General features: G+C 41.9%; 16 protein-coding genes and 1 riboswitch. Of the genes, 1 reads left to right on the top strand and 15 read right to left on the bottom strand.

All coding sequences use genetic code 11. The features are described from left to right. Window positions 1-48 precede the first annotated feature (48 nt). Window positions 49-1,128 (bottom strand): N-acetylmuramoyl-L-alanine amidase family protein, encoded by a 1,080-nt coding sequence (locus BXY41_RS22070; protein ID WP_104439038.1) that lies wholly within the window; start codon window positions 1,126-1,128, stop codon window positions 49-51. Between the two features lie 181 nt (window positions 1,129-1,309). Between BXY41_RS22070 and BXY41_RS22065 the strand changes: the two genes are divergently transcribed. Beyond that, a complete protein-coding gene (locus BXY41_RS22065) occupies window positions 1,310-1,540 on the top strand; it encodes a hypothetical protein (protein WP_104439037.1) in 231 nt (76 codons plus the stop codon). Window positions 1,541-1,754: 214 nt separating this feature from the next. Here BXY41_RS22065 and BXY41_RS27265 read toward each other — a convergent pair whose 3' ends face one another. The 14 genes from BXY41_RS27265 to BXY41_RS22000 all read right to left on the bottom strand — a co-directional run bounded on the left by BXY41_RS27265 (window position 1,755) and on the right by BXY41_RS22000 (window position 15,323). Further along, window positions 1,755-1,814: a putative holin-like toxin gene (locus BXY41_RS27265; RefSeq protein ID WP_278246313.1), complete on the bottom strand. Its 60-nt coding sequence runs from the start codon at window positions 1,812-1,814 to the stop codon at window positions 1,755-1,757. 229 nt (window positions 1,815-2,043) lie between these two features. Next, on the bottom strand, window positions 2,044-3,318 hold the full coding sequence (locus BXY41_RS22060) for an adenylosuccinate synthase (protein WP_104439036.1): 1,275 nt from the start codon (window positions 3,316-3,318) through the stop codon (window positions 2,044-2,046). Between the two features lie 101 nt (window positions 3,319-3,419). After that, window positions 3,420-4,313, bottom strand: coding sequence for a LysR family transcriptional regulator (locus tag BXY41_RS22055; RefSeq protein WP_104439035.1), 894 nt, complete (start codon window positions 4,311-4,313; stop codon window positions 3,420-3,422). A 68-nt stretch (window positions 4,314-4,381) separates the two neighbouring features. Continuing rightward, window positions 4,382-5,812 (bottom strand): adenylosuccinate lyase, encoded by a 1,431-nt coding sequence (gene purB / locus BXY41_RS22050; protein ID WP_104439034.1) that lies wholly within the window; start codon window positions 5,810-5,812, stop codon window positions 4,382-4,384. A 136-nt stretch (window positions 5,813-5,948) separates the two neighbouring features. Beyond that, window positions 5,949-7,391, bottom strand: a complete 1,443-nt coding sequence (purF, locus tag BXY41_RS22045) for an amidophosphoribosyltransferase (RefSeq protein ID WP_104439068.1) — start codon at window positions 7,389-7,391, stop codon at window positions 5,949-5,951. Between the two features lie 25 nt (window positions 7,392-7,416). Then, window positions 7,417-8,124, bottom strand: coding sequence for a phosphoribosylaminoimidazolesuccinocarboxamide synthase (gene purC, locus BXY41_RS22040; RefSeq protein ID WP_104439033.1), 708 nt, complete (start codon window positions 8,122-8,124; stop codon window positions 7,417-7,419). Between the two features lie 146 nt (window positions 8,125-8,270). After that, window positions 8,271-8,633 carry a hypothetical protein gene (locus BXY41_RS22035; RefSeq protein WP_104439032.1) on the bottom strand — a complete coding sequence of 121 codons (363 nt, stop codon included), beginning with the start codon at window positions 8,631-8,633 and terminating at the stop codon, window positions 8,271-8,273. Window positions 8,634-8,792: 159 nt separating this feature from the next. Further along, on the bottom strand, window positions 8,793-9,107 hold the full coding sequence (locus BXY41_RS22030; protein WP_104439031.1) for a hypothetical protein: 315 nt from the start codon (window positions 9,105-9,107) through the stop codon (window positions 8,793-8,795). Between the two features lie 74 nt (window positions 9,108-9,181). Beyond that, window positions 9,182-9,940 carry a 4-hydroxy-tetrahydrodipicolinate reductase gene (gene dapB, locus BXY41_RS22025; protein ID WP_104439030.1) on the bottom strand — a complete coding sequence of 253 codons (759 nt, stop codon included), beginning with the start codon at window positions 9,938-9,940 and terminating at the stop codon, window positions 9,182-9,184. A gap of 30 nt (window positions 9,941-9,970) precedes the next feature. Next, the gene (gene dapA / locus BXY41_RS22020) at window positions 9,971-10,855 is read right to left on the bottom strand and encodes a 4-hydroxy-tetrahydrodipicolinate synthase (RefSeq protein ID WP_104439029.1); all 885 of its coding nucleotides are present in this window, start codon (window positions 10,853-10,855) and stop codon (window positions 9,971-9,973) included. 142 nt (window positions 10,856-10,997) lie between these two features. Beyond that, a riboswitch (Lysine riboswitch) is annotated at window positions 10,998-11,172 on the bottom strand. Between the two features lie 23 nt (window positions 11,173-11,195). Then, window positions 11,196-11,699, bottom strand: a complete 504-nt coding sequence (locus BXY41_RS22015; protein ID WP_104439028.1) for a cob(I)yrinic acid a,c-diamide adenosyltransferase — start codon at window positions 11,697-11,699, stop codon at window positions 11,196-11,198. A 125-nt stretch (window positions 11,700-11,824) separates the two neighbouring features. Then, entirely contained in the window at window positions 11,825-12,451 is a 627-nt protein-coding gene (locus BXY41_RS22010; RefSeq protein ID WP_104439027.1) for a single-stranded DNA-binding protein, read from the bottom strand. Window positions 12,452-12,653: 202 nt separating this feature from the next. After that, window positions 12,654-14,495 (bottom strand): translational GTPase TypA, encoded by a 1,842-nt coding sequence (gene typA, locus BXY41_RS22005; protein ID WP_104439026.1) that lies wholly within the window; start codon window positions 14,493-14,495, stop codon window positions 12,654-12,656. 165 nt (window positions 14,496-14,660) lie between these two features. Next, window positions 14,661-15,323 (bottom strand): YigZ family protein, encoded by a 663-nt coding sequence (locus BXY41_RS22000; RefSeq protein WP_104439025.1) that lies wholly within the window; start codon window positions 15,321-15,323, stop codon window positions 14,661-14,663. Window positions 15,324-15,356 lie beyond the last annotated feature (33 nt).

Below are 15,356 nucleotides of genomic sequence, written 5' to 3'. Positions count from 1 at the left end.
ATATAATTTATATCAGACTATATGCCTGCTATAAGAATTATTCGTAATTCAACTCTGCCTGTATAATATCTTTTTTAATATCCGGGTCACATCCGGGGCTTCTGCCTCCATCTCTGACCTGGTTGATGCACTTCCCAGATATGCTGCTGCCAGCTTTCCAAAATAAAATTTCATATCATCTGCATAGTAATCCGGTATGTAAACATATTCGTCCACCAAAGATTTATCCATGGATAAATCCGTCGCCTCCTGAAGCGTTCCCTTATATAAACCGTACTCATATCCGATATATTCGCAAAATGCTTCCGTAAGTTCAGACGGATTGCATATCTTTATTTTCTTATAAGTGGTATCCAGCGAATGGCCTACATAATAAACACCACTCCCGGTATTAGGTGCAGAAAAATACAGTTTATCCGGATAATAAAGAATTTCCCAGCCCTGATCCGTAAAACGCTTCACCCACTCCCGTGGCAGATTCTTGGAGGCTTCTGTAAATCCTTCCTTTACTTCAGCAGAGACGGTAGTATTCTTTTTCTTACTTTCAATTATAATATCAAAATTTTTGTTCCTGTTTCCGGTTTCATCCATATAAAAAAGACCGACATACTGGTTAGCCGCCATCTGTCCGTTATCAAAGAAATAATACTTCCCTCCGGTTACATACTTATATCCGGAAGAAGTCATCTCACCCTTTGCAGAAAACCAGTACCAGCTTCCATCCTGGTCCTGAAACCAGCCTTTTTGCGGAGTACCATCTTCCTTGTAATAATGCCATTTTTCCTCTTCGTCGTTATAGCACCAGCCAAGCTGCAGCTCCCCGGTCTCGGCAAAAAGATAATCCATACCGCGGATCGTTGTCCAGTCTGTGCTCATATAACCATCAAAGCCAAAATAATACCAGCTTCCGTCAATCTTTTCCCAGCAGTTCTTTTTATAGGTTTCATCCTTTTTTATGTATCTCCAGCCTCCGGAATCTTCTTTCCACTGCCATTCCTTAGTGGCTTCCATAAGATTAATGGGGGTGCTTTGCTCCTGCCCATTATCTTCTGAAGCAAGGGAACTCATCATTCCTCCCATGCTCAGAAGGATCCCCGCTGAAATTACTACCAACCATTGTTTCCTCAAGGGTACCAAGCACTCCTTCCCCATTGTCTGTAATCTATTAAAAGTGTACTATAGATTGAGAGAAATGTACAGTTTCCAATATCTGAAGATTTTGTGAACATTTTCCAAACATTTCTTTCCAAATGTACTGTTTTGGGATATAATAAACCCAGTATAATTTTTCAGAAAGAGAGGTTTCCCCATGAAATGGAAACGCGCCCTGGCTATTGCAGGTCTGGTACTAATCTGTTCCCTTTATCTTATTGCGCTGGTATTAGCATTTTCTCATAGTCCGGAATCAAAGAAATGGCTGATGGCGGCTATCTATTCCACAGTAGTTATTCCTGTATTTATATATGCTGCTCAGCTGGTTGTCCGGGTCATTAGACCCAATGATAATCATAACGATACTGATACTATAAAAAAAGAATAATTTATGTTTGTATTGGTATATTGGGGTATTTGGGTATTTTCCCGAAATCACTTGAAATTAAATAGAGAATTGACTATAATAGAAATATAAAGAGGAACAATCACCTCACACAAGAGGTTGGCCTTTCATAAGCAGACAGAATCACCACCTAATACCGGTCAAAGTATACAAGGGTGGTTTTTCTGTACCCATTCCTGGGATTTAGAGAAAAACTTTACTTACGATTATTATAAATAAAGGTAAGTAATGCAATAATGAACATGCCAAAAGCCATAAGATCTTTAAAGTCAAAATTCATCTGCATCACCTCCCATCTTATGTAAAATGGAAGGCCAACTCCTTGTAATAACATGATTGCTCCCTATTACTATATTACCGCAAGAACAGGTGTTCTGCAATCGAACTTTATATTATTGCAGCCGGACCCTGGTGCAGATTTAACCAGACAAAAATAAGCAGAGACAATAGGAAATAATCCTAATGCTCTGCTTATTTTTCAATTCCTAGCGATAAATAATATCATCTCTTCCCGGTCCATTGGAAACCATGGTAATCGGGGTTTCAAGCTCTTTCTCAATAAATTCAATATAGTTTCTGCAGTTTTCTGGCAGATCCTCGTATTTTTTAATTCCTCTGATCTCACATTTCCAGCCTGGAAGTGTGGTATAAACCGGTTTTGCCTTATTAAGCTCTATGGTATTGGGGAAATCCTTTGTGACTTTTCCATCAATCTCATATCCGATACAAACAGGAAGTTCATCCAGATAACCCAGTACATCCAAAACAGTAAGCGCTGCTTCGGTAGCTCCCTGAATTCTGCAGCCATATCTGGAAGCCACTGCATCAAACCATCCCATACGTCTTGGTCTTCCTGTCGTTGCGCCATATTCACCGCCATCACCGCCGCGGCGTCTTAACTCGTCTGCCTCGTCTCCGAAGATCTCGCTGACAAATGCGCCGGCACCAACTGCACTGGAATATGCCTTTACAACTGTGGTAATATTCTTGATTTCATATGGAGGAATGCCTGCTCCAATTGCACCGTATGCTGCCAGTGTGGAAGAAGAGGTAACCATGGGATAGATTCCGTGATCGGTATCCTTTAAAGATCCCAGCTGTCCTTCCAGCAAAATATTCTTACCTTCCTTAATTGCATTATGAAGATAATTGGAAACATCACAAACAAACGGTTTTACCATCTCGCGATACTCAAGTAAAGTCTTAAATAATTCTTCCGGATCAATGGCTGGTTTGTGATATAAATGTTCCATTAAAACATTCTTCATCTCGCAAACGCGTTCCACTTTTTCTTTTAATGACTCTTCATCAAACAGTTCGCATACCTGAAAACCGATTTTCGCGTATTTATCTGAATAAAATGGTGCAATCCCTGATTTTGTGGAACCAAAGGACCGTTTTCCCAGACGCTCTTCTTCATACTGATCAAACAGAATGTGATATGGCATCAGAATCTGTGCACGGTCAGAAACCAGAATAGCCGGTTTTGGAACTCCCTTGCTCACAAGATCATTCACTTCCTTAATTAAATAAGGGATGTTTAATGCCACGCCATTGCCGATAATGCTGGTTGTGTGGTTGTAGAAAACACCTGATGGCAGAAGGTGAAGGGCAAACTTGCCATAATTGTTGATAATGGTATGCCCGGCATTGCTACCGCCCTGATAACGGATAATGATATCGGACTCCTTTGCCAGCATATCTGTGATTTTACCTTTTCCTTCATCGCCCCAGTTGGCGCCTACGATTGCTCTTACCATTCGATTAATCCTCCTATGAGTGAAAAAATACCTTTTACTTCCCTATGATAGCGCAAAGATTCACATAAGTAAAGTCAATATTATTTATATTTGGCATAAGTTTAACTTATATCATCAATCATCAGTTTCAGAATCTTCTTCCCAGCAGGAGAAATGGGAGTTTTACTGTCTGTAATAATAGCAAACTGCCGTCCAGGCATGGGGTCTTCAAACTGCAGTTCTATCAGGTTACCTTTCTCAAGCTCCATCTGGGCAAATCCTGACATTACACAGCCAATTCCTAAATTCCGCATGGCAAACTGAACGATCATATCGCTGGTGGAAAGCTCAAATTCCGGTTCCACCTCCACCTCCCGCTCTTTTAAGAACTGATCCATAAAGGTCCGGGTGCTGGTATTCTTTTCCAAAAAAATACAGGGGAGATCCTTCAGGATATCATAACTCAGTTTTTTCCCTTCCAGATGCTTAAACTTCTCACCTGCAATAAAAACATTGCGGACTTCCTTTACAGGAGCACTTTTCACCTCGCTCCTTGCCTCAAAGGGAGTGCTGACCACACCGAAATCAATCTTCCCTTCATATAGAAAGCGGAGTGTTTCCGGCGTGGGACCATTGGAAACCGTTACTTTAATTCCCGGATATAGTTCGTGAAATTTTTCCAGATAAGGGAGTAAATAAAACTGAAGTGTCATATCACTTGCTCCTATGCGAACTTCACCGGTCTCTAAATCCCGCATCCGTCTTAACATATTTTCCCCGTGCCAGATGTTCTCTAAACCGGATTTTACATAATCGAATAAAAATTCTCCTTCTCTGGTCAGCTTTACTCCTTTTGACATCCGCATAAAAAGCTGGCAGTCCAGTGACAGTTCCAGCTGCCGGACCGCCTGGCTGACTGCCGGCTGGGAGATGCAGAGTTTTTCTGATGCCAGTGTAATGCTGCCTAAGGTTGCCACATAGTAAAAAACTTTATAATATTCCAGACTACTGCTCATTGTTCCTCCTGACACACAAAAAACTGCAGACAGACTCATTGATAAAGATCAGTCTGTCCGCAGCTTTCTTATACATTGATTTCTGCTGTCATACCAAGAAGTTCCTGGTTGTCCTTAAGAAGAGGACGAATTACCTCATCAAGGTATATGGTAACCTGAGCCGGGGCGCAGCCTACATATTTTTTAGGATCCATGCTTTTTTTCAGTTCTTCTAATGAAAGATTAAAAGATGGGTCTGCTGCAATCAGTTCCAGCAGATTGTTATCAAGTCCGTTTACTTTCACATTCTTTCCGGCTTCCATGGAAAGCTCCCTGATCCGCTCATGGAGTTCCTGTCTGTCGCCGCCTGCTTTTACCGCATCCATCATGATGTTCTCTGTCGCCATGAAAGGAAGTTCTGCCATCATATGTTTTTCAATAACCTTGGGATAAACCACCAGGCCGTCTACCACATTGAGATAGAGATCCAGAATTCCATCTATTGCAAGAAAGCCTTCCGGCACACTCAGACGTTTGTTTGCAGAGTCATCCAGTGTCCGTTCAAACCACTGGGTGGAAGAAACAAGCATGGGATTCATCACATCTGCCATCACGTAATTGGACAGGGAGGCAATTCTCTCACTTCTCATGGGGTTTCTCTTATAAGCCATGGCTGAAGAACCGATCTGGCTCTTTTCAAATGGCTCTTCCACCTCTTTTAAATGCTGAAGAAGGCGGATATCATTGGAGAACTTATGAGCGCTCTGAGCAATTCCTGCCAGAACGTTGACCACACGGCTGTCCACTTTACGGGAGTAGGTCTGACCAGATACCGGATAACAGCCCTTATATCCCATCTTCTCTGCGATCATGGCATCCACTTTTCTCACTCTGTCCATGTCTCCGTCAAACAGTTCTAAAAAGCTTGCCTGGGTTCCCGTTGTTCCCTTGGAACCAAGAAGGCGTATGGAATCAAGAAGATAATCCAGATCCTCCAGATCCATGGTAAGATCATGGAGCCATAACGTAGCTCTTTTCCCTACAGTCGTAGGCTGGGCAGGCTGAAAATGGGTAAATGCAAGAGTTGGTAACTCCTTATAGCTGTCTGCAAACTTTGCCAGCTCAGAAATTACGTTAATCAGTTTTTTCCGCACCAGCACAAGTGCTTCTGTCATAACAATAATATCTGTATTATCACCCACATAACAGGAGGTGGCTCCAAGATGAATAATGCCTTTTGCCTTGGGACACTGAACTCCATATGCATATACGTGAGACATTACATCGTGGCGGACTTCTTTTTCCCGCTGTATGGCTACCTCGTAATTTACATCATCCTGAAACGCCTTCAGTTCCTCTATCTGTTCTTCCGTAATGGGAAGTCCAAGTTCCTTTTCTACTTCTGCCAGAGCAATCCACAGTTTTCTCCAGGTCTTAAATTTCTTATCAGGAGAAAAAATGTACTGCATCTCCTTGCTGGCATAACGCTCAGACAGCGGGCTTTGGTAACGATCTGTCATGTTATTTTCATTCCTCCTTGGGTTTCGTTGTAGAGTTATTTTATCATAGTTTCTTTATTATGGGAAGAGCAGTCAGGGACCGCCTTCCGGTTATGCAACGCAAACCGGCATGACAGCCCCTGATTTTTAAGTCATATTATCTGCTGTATTCACCGCGTATGTCTTCTTTCGGCGGTTCAATGGGATAGTTTCCGCTGAAGCATGCCGTACAGATGGGCAGTCCTTCCGCCATCTCATTCAGACGATCTATATTTAAATAAGACAGGGAGTCTGCTCCAAGAAGATCCCGTATCTCGTCAATGCTTCTGTTATGAGCGATCAGCTGATCTTCATCTGGAATATCCGTTCCGAAATAACAGGGGTGTAAAAAGGGCGGCGCACTGATCCGTACATGAACCTCTTTGGCACCGGCCTCCCGAAGCATGTTTACAATCAGGGCGCTGGTAGTTCCCCTGACTATGGAATCGTCAATCATGATTACCCGTTTCCCCACAACTGCTTCTTTAAGTACGTTTAACTTGATTCTCACCGATGATTCCCGGTAACTCTGCTTTGGCTTAATGAAAGTCCGGCCTACATAGGAATTCTTCACAAATGCAGTTCCATAAGGAATTCCTGACTGAAGAGAATATCCAAGGGCAGCTGCATTACCGGATTCCGGAACTCCCACAACAACATCTGCCTCTACCGGTGAATCCACAGCCAGCGCACGGCCTGCACAAAGCCTGGAATGATAGACACTCACTCCGTCAAATACGCTGTCCGGCCTTGCAAAATAAATATATTCAAATACACACCTGGCCTCCCTGGATCTTTCTTTAAAGCAGAGGCTTGTGTCTGAAGCAATTCCGTCTTTTGTTATAGTTACAATTTCACCAGGCAGAACATCACGGACAAATTCCGCACCTATGGTATCAAGGGCGCAGCTTTCTGATACAATGATGTAAGAATTATCCCGTTTCCCAATGCACAACGGCTTAAATCCGTATGGATCCCTGGCTCCGATCAGCTTACGGGGACTCATAACAACCAGGGAATAAGCTCCCACGATTTTTTTCATGGCATTGGCAACTGCCGCCTCTACGGAAGGGGTTTTAACCCGCTCTCTGGCAACATGATACGCGATTACTTCTGAATCGATTGTAGTCTGAAAAATCGCACCGCTGTACTCCAGCTCTCTGCGAAGCTCCGGCGCATTCACCAGATTTCCGTTATGAGCCATGGCAAGAGTACCTTTTACATAATTAAGAACAAGAGGCTGGGCATTTTCCCGTGTACTGCTGCCTGCCGTTGAATAACGAACATGGCCTACTCCGATATTTCCATGAAGACCTTCCAAAACCTCGGGAGTAAAAACTTCGTTACATAATCCCATCCCCTTATGCGCACTTACTTTTCCTTTCGGACCTTCGGTATCACTGACAGCAATTCCGCAGCTCTCCTGTCCTCTGTGCTGTAATGCAAACAGACCGTAATAAATGGTGGAAGCAACGTCGCCGCCGTCAAAATCATAGATGCCCAAGACGCCGCACTCCTCATGTAACTCTTCTTCTATATTGAAGTTCAATTCGTTACTCATGAAATATCTACCCTCTCTGTGCTGTTTACTGAATTCCAAGACGGCGGAATATCTCCTCATATGCGTCTTCCACACCGCCTAAATCTCTGCGGAAGCGATCCTTATCCAGTTTTTCGTGGGTGTCCTTATCCCACAGTCTGCATGTATCAGGAGAAATCTCGTCGGCAAGAATAATCTGTCCGTGGTAACGGCCAAACTCGATCTTAAAGTCAATCAGATCAATGTTTAAGGTGTCAAAATACTCAATGAGAACCTCGTTTACTAAAAACGCATACTTTGTGATAGCTTCAATCTCTTCCTTTGTTGCAAGATTAAGAGCCAGAGCGTAATAATCGTTAATAAACGGATCTCCCAGATCATCATTTTTATAGCTGAATTCAAGTGTCGGACAGGCAAACTTAATTCCCTCTTCCATACCCATCTTTTTTGCAAAACTACCTGCAGAATAGTTTCTGATGATTACCTCAAGAGGAACGATCTCTACTTTTTTTACTGCAGTTTCACGGTCATTTAACTCTTCAACCAGATGAGTCGGAACACCTTTGGCTTCTAATTTTTTGAAAACGAAATTAGTCATACGGTTGTTGATTGCACCTTTTCCAACAATGGTACCTTTTTTAAGACCATTGAAAGCTGTGGCATCATCTTTATAAGAAACAATTAACACGTCCGGATCTTCAGTAGTATAGACCTTCTTTGCTTTTCCCTCATACAGCATTTCTTTTTTCTCCACGGTATCCACCTGTCCTTTTCTGAATTAATTTATAAGTTTTTCAAATAAAACTCTGGTGTTTCAGTAGAAATTATAATACAGTGAAAATTGGAATGCAACTGGTTTTATTATTATAAATACTAATGACCAATATACATGTCTGTTTCTCAATGTGATTCGCCCAGGATCTGCCGCTCCACTTTCTGCCAGAATTTTAATTCGCCTTCTTTTAAATTCAGCAGAACGCCACGTTCTCTCATTTCTCCCTCTGTTCCTTCAAAAGAAGTAATCTCAGTAATTGCTTCTTCCATGATCTCATCTTTCACTGTATATATTTTTACCAGTTCTCTGCAAATTCGGTCTCTTTCACTGGGAAAGGCCAGGGCAGCTTCGATAAACAGGCAGCAATATAAAAGATAACGCAGCCTGCTGCGACTTTTCTCGCGGTTAAATGCCCATTTCAAACTTCTCCATGGCTTCTTTCTTTTATTATATCTCAGTATGCAATAATTTTTTAAAATATAATTCATAAACAGGCTCCTGACTGATAAAAGGCATAACATTAAGGGGTATGGAAGAAAAACGGGAAAACAGATCAATAGAATTTAAGATATGTGTCTGATTAGATTATATACGAAAGTAAAAAAAGCTTCAAGCATAAATTTTATGCCGAAGCTTTTTATAAAAAATTATTTTGCTGCTGTTGTACTTTCTGTGGTAGGCTGACCATTACTTTCACCGGTAATTTTATCAACGCCTTTTTCCACGTCTTTTACAGCACCATTGATAACGCCTGTACTTTCCTTGCCCTGATCAGCTTTTGTCGTACCAGCTGTGGTTGTAGTCGGTTCTTTTGTGGCTCCTGCAGTTGTCTGAGCTGCTGTAGTAGTTCCTGTTCCTGCTTTTGTTGTTCCGTCAGTTCCTTTGGTTGTACCGCATGCTGTCAGGCACATTACTGACATAATGACAAGAATTGCAAATACATATGGTTTTATCTTCTTCATAATACTTCTCCTTTCATGTTCTATGCTTAGTATGTGTCAAGGAGAAATGAATTATAGTGGAAAATTTTGTCAAATCAGTTTTCTATCACATCTTTCATTGTATAGAGTCCGGGCTTTTTCCCTGCTAAAAATTTGGCAGCAGAAACTGCTCCTCTTGCAAAAATAGCTTTGGAATACGCGGTATGCTGAAAGGTAACAACTTCATCAGTTCCGGCAAAAATCACGTCGTGTTCTCCTACAATGGTGCCGCCGCGAACTGCAGATATTCCAATTTCTTTTTTGTCTCTTGCTTTTCTTACCTGGCTTCTTTCATAAACGTAATGGAATTCCTGATCCATCGCCTCATTAATGGAATCTGCAAGAGCAAGTGCTGTCCCACTGGGGGCATCCAGTTTCTTATTGTGATGTTTTTCTAAAATCTCAATATCGAAACCAGCGCTGGCAAGGACAAGCGCAGCATCCTTTATAAGCTTCATTAACAGATTAACGCCCAGAGACATATTGGCAGACCGAAGCACTGCTACCTGTCTGGATGCCTCTTCAACCATCTTTACCTGATCCTCAGAAAGTCCCGTTGTACACAAAACTACCGGAATCTGCTTTTCAATGCTGTAATGAAGGAGACCCTCCACAGCTTTAGCAGAAGTGAAATCAACGATTACATCCGCTTCTACATCACAGGACTCTAAAGAAGAAAATACGGGATACGGATTTTCTTTCGTCATGTTGGGATCGATACCGGCAACAATTTCTATATTATTCTCTTCCGCTGCAATACCGGAAATGACCTGTCCCATAGCCCCGTTACAGCCGTGCATTATCATCTTAATCATGATTTCCTCCATATGTATAGCATATACTTCTTATAAAATTCCATACTCTTTCATGGCAATTTTTAATTTTTCCTGATTTTTCTCTTCCATTTCAGTTAACGGAAGACGCATTGGTCCTGCCTGTCTTCCCATAATATTTAATGCTGCTTTTACAGGAATGGGATTGACTTCACTGAATAACGCATTAATTAATGGAATTGCTTCCAGCTGAAGTCTTGCACTGCGCTTCACATCACCGTCAAAATACGCCTGACAGATCTCATGTGTCTTTGCAGGAGCAACATTGGATAAAACAGAGATAACTCCTTTTCCGCCCAGAGACATCATGGGAACAATCTGATTATCATTGCCGGAATAAACATCGGCCTTCCCATCCGTCAGACTCATTAAATCAGCAATGGCAGAAAAATCACCGCTGGCCTCTTTCACGCCTAAAATATTAGGAACAGTAAGACAGAGATCTGCAATGGTCTCAGCTTTTATGGTGACACCGGTTCTGCCTGGGATATTATATAGAAGAATCGGAATATTCACAGCATCTGCCACAGCTTTAAAATGAGCCTTTAATCCGTTCTGCGTCGCCTTATTGTAATACGGAGATACCAGAAGAAGTCCATCCGCTCCCAGCTTTTGTGCTTCCACAGACAGATAAACAGCTGTATCTGTGCAATTAGAACCAGTTCCGGCTATGACTGGAATTCTTTTCTTCGTTACCTCACATACATATCTGATTACATCCAGATGTTCCTCATGAGTCATGGTGGAAGCTTCTCCAGTGGTTCCGCATGCAACAATGGCATCGGTTCCCTCCGCTATCTGCTCCTCTACCAATTTTTCAAGTACCTCATAATTGACTAATCCGTTTTCCTGAAACGGTGTTACAAGCGCTACTCCTGCGCCTTCAAAAATTGCCATGGTCTTATCCTCCTGATTCTTTATCGTTATACATAGTAAACTTCTAAGGGCCCTTTGACACTCTGTTCTTCCTGTCAAAACGAAAAAACAGAGCTGACAACAGGGTCAGCTCTTAAAGTCCAGAATCTGGTAATCTCATCTTTCTTTAAGTAGCTCCCCATCCATACGGATGACAGTCATATGGCTCTTAACCATATGCCCAGAACAGATATGTTCAGGCCATACCGTTCTTCGGCGTCTCTTCCTTTCCACTGTCCTCCTCTGTACCTGATACATCGGACAATATACTGATAAGCAACGCAACCTCTACTCTATTATGTATGTTACCATACTAACATTATTATTTTGTATTGTCAACTTTAACATGATTGATTTCCAGAATACTGTCTACATAAGGTTCTATCTCTTTTGAAAATACCTTACCGGTTAATACGACCTCCATCTCATCCACTTTAGACTGAAGAAGTTTTATGAGTTCTCCCGCTTCTACAATTCCCTGATCTAAAAGTCCAAGAATTTCATCCAGGATCAGCATATCGCATTCTCCTGTAGAGACTACTTTTCTGGCAAAATTAAGACCATTGCGGATATTCATGCGTTCCTCTTCCTGCCGTTCCATGGACAGATTCTCAAATAATCCATCGCACTTTTCAAACCGGAAGATCTTCATCTCCGGTTCCAGTCTTTTCATAATCTCCAGAGATCCACGTCCCTGACAGCCTTTCAAAAACTGGATCATGATGACAGTTCTGTTCTTCGTCAGAGCCTCGATTCCCATGCCGAGTGCAGAAGACGTCTTACCTTTTCCTTCCCCGCATATAACCTGTATCGTACCTCGATTCATCTTTCAGCACCTCATAACAGCTAAAAAGCAATTATTTACTTATTATGTTAGAACCTGCTTATCGTATCATAAAATTAATATTTTTTCAAGTTTTCTTATTATTTCCTTAATATATTAATAATATTTTATTCGGAGCATTCCAGCTTGCTGACCGATACCTCGTAAGCCACTCTCTTTTCACATTCCGTATCCGTGAGCTTTTTGGTATACTCTCTGCTCTGAACTCTTCCCCAGACTTTAACTCTGGTGCCTACTGTAAAACCAGAAGCATATCTTGCATTTCTTCCCCATGCAATACAGGGTATGTAATCGGACTTTCCATAAGGGCGGTTAACTGCAAGGAGTAAATCTGCAATTTCCCTGCCTAACGGGGTTTTTCTGTAAATGGGTGCTTTGCAGATATATCCATCCAGAAAAATTTGATTGGTTTTTGTGTAATCTGTAAACTCTTCCATAAAATGGATCTCGCGGACAAATACGGAAAGTACGAGGCGGTTCTTTGTTCCTTCATGACGATTATAGGAACGGAACTGACCAACCGCTTCTATGGTACAACTTTCGTAATTTCCTTCCACGTCGATGAGACGTTCGGAGATCATCAGCGGAATCACGTCTGCCTGATCGCTGAGACGGTTTACCGCAATGTCCACCATATAGAATCCTTCTCCAAAAACCTCATGGCTGAAGGTGAAGCCGGAGACAATCTCTCCGATAACGCTTACTTTGTTGTTTTCAATCATTTTTTCTGACATAGTATTTCTCCTCTTCTTTCACTAATTTGCTAATATGCTTCACAGCTAATATTAAATTTATGTGGCAGAATACATGAAAATGATAAAAAGCATACCAAAAATATCGACAGAAGGAGGCAGAATGCACAAAAAATAACGGAGAATGCTGACTGATCGGCGATATTTCGGCGATCTGCGTCAGTATTCTCCTGTTTATAACAATTTATACTAAAGATTTTTTATTCTGAGAAGAACGTTTTCTGATGGTTGGATCCAGAATTTTCTTTCTGATTCGAAGGCTGACCGGGGTGATCTCCAATAGCTCATCAACATCAATAAAGTCAAGAGACTGCTCTAAGCTCATCTCCTTTGGAGGGCTGAGTTTCAAAGCGTCATCTGCTCCGGAAGAACGGGTATTGGTCAGTTTCTTTGCCTTACAGATATTAATTTCAATATCTTCCGCCTTGGGATTCTGTCCGATTACCATACCGGAATATACCTTCACACCAGCTCCAATAAACAGGATTCCTCTCTCCTGGGCATTGTAAAGACCATAGGTTATGGATTCGCCTGATTCAAAAGCGATTAAGGATCCGGACTTTCTATAAGACAATTCACCCTTAAACGGAGCATAATCATCAAATGTAGTATTCATAATTCCGTTACCCTTGGTGTCTGTCATAAATTCACCACGGTAGCCGATTAATCCTCTGGATGGAATGGAAAATTCCAGTCTTGTATATCCGCCGTTAGCCGGGCTCATGCCCTGAAGCTCACCCTTACGGCCTGTAAGCTTCTGAATAACAGCTCCGGTAAACTCTTCCGGTACATCGATATAAGCGATTTCCATTGGTTCCAGTTTTCTGTTTCTTTCGTCATAATGATACAAAACTTCTGCTTTACTTACTGCAAATTCAAAGCCTTCCCGTCTCATATTCTCAATCAGTACAGATAAATGAAGTTCTCCTCTGCCGGAAACCTTAAAGCAGTCCGGAGATTCTGTCTCCTCCACACGAAGGCTGACATCTGTATTTAATTCGCGGAATAAACGTTCTCTTAAATGACGGGAAGTGATAAATTTACCTTCCTGTCCTGCGAGAGGGCTGTCATTTACCATGAAATTCATGGCGATTGTTGGTTCAGAAATCTTCTGGAACGGAATGGCTTCCGGGTTTTCTACAGAACAGAGAGTATCACCGATATGGATATCTGCAATACCTGAGATCGCTACAATGGCACCAATTCCTGCTTCCTGTACTTCTACCTTATTAAGACCCTCGTATTCATACAGCTTACCAACCTTAACCTTGCGGAATTTGTCAGGATCATGATGATTGACTATAACGCATTCCTGGTTAACTCTGATTTTACCGTTATCTACTTTACCAACTCCGATTCGTCCCACATACTCATTATAATCAATGGTACTGATTAAAAGCTGGGTAGAAGCTTCCGGATCTCCTTCTGGTGCAGGAATGTGGTCAATGACTGTCTGGAATAAAGGAGCCATGTCAACGCCTTCATCTCCCAGCTCTTTTTTTGCAAATCCAGCTTTTGCGGAAGCATAAAGGAACGGACAATCCAGCTGCTCTTCACTTGCATCAAGATCCATAAGAAGCTCTAACACTTCTTCTTCTACTTCTTCCGGTCTTGCTTCCGGTCTGTCAATCTTATTGATACAGGCTACCACAGAAAGTCCTAATTCCAGTGCTTTTCTTAATACGAACTTGGTCTGGGGCATAACACCTTCATAAGCGTCTACCACCAGAATAACTCCGTTAACCATCTTTAATACACGCTCTACTTCTCCGCCGAAATCCGCATGTCCAGGCGTATCAATAATGTTAATCTTTGTATCTCTGAAATGAACTGCCGTATTCTTGGATAAGATGGTGATTCCGCGCTCTCTTTCAATATCGTTGGAATCCATAACGCGCTCTACCACTTCCTGATTCTCACGGAATACACCGCTCTGCTTTAACAGGGCATCCACAAGCGTAGTTTTACCATGATCGACGTGGGCAATGATTGCCACATTCCTGACGTCTTCTCTTTTCATCTTCATAAATGTACTCTTCTTTCTGTTATTCAAGCATAATACAGGTAATTCACTCCCATATCATAAAAAACTAAGGACCTGCTATGCCCTTAGTTTCATCTACATTATCACGATTTATTAGTATAACACCTGAAATATAATATTGCAAGATTTTTTTTATTTTCTGCAAATCTATGATCCTTCCGGAAACAATAAGACTTCTTTTTCGTGTATGCCAAAAAATACAGAATCGCCTGTCTCAAGATTTGCTTTCCCTCCTGTAGCCTCGGTAATATCTGCCTGAAGCTTTAGAACTTCCTCATCAGGCACCAGCACGGTGAGCATGACACGATCCGTATATTCGCTGTTTAACGTCGTAATATCTGACTGGCCCAAGAGATACTGTATTTTTCCCACTCCATTATAATCTGTATCAATAATAAGTTTTTTTGCCGGTACCAGATTAAGTACCGTGCATGACTTAAGGCCTTCCTTTACCGCGCCGGAATACGCTCTTACAAGACCTCCCGTGCCAAGAAGGGTCCCGCCGAAATACCGGGTGACTACCACACAGAGATTCACGATTTCCTCCCCTTCCAGAACGTCAAGCATGGGCTTTCCGGCTGTCTGACTGGGTTCTCCATCGTCACTGCAGCGCTTTCCTTCCCCATTCTCTCCCAAAATCCAGGCATAACAATTGTGGCTGGCATCCCAGTATTTTTTTCTTATTTCCTCTATAAATGCCTGAGCCTCTTCCTCTGTTTTAACAGGCCGAAAACTGGCTATAAAACGGGATTTCTTCTCAATAATTTCTCCCGTACCTTCTTTGTATAATATTTTATAGGCTTTTCTCATACGCATCCTCATTTCTTCTATATAAACAATCCT

Source organism: Lacrimispora xylanisolvens (genome assembly GCF_002934545.1).
GTDB lineage: Bacteria > Bacillota > Clostridia > Lachnospirales > Lachnospiraceae > Lacrimispora > Lacrimispora xylanisolvens.
Note: the sequence above shows the minus strand (reverse complement) of the source record. Positions and strands in the feature narration are given on the sequence as shown.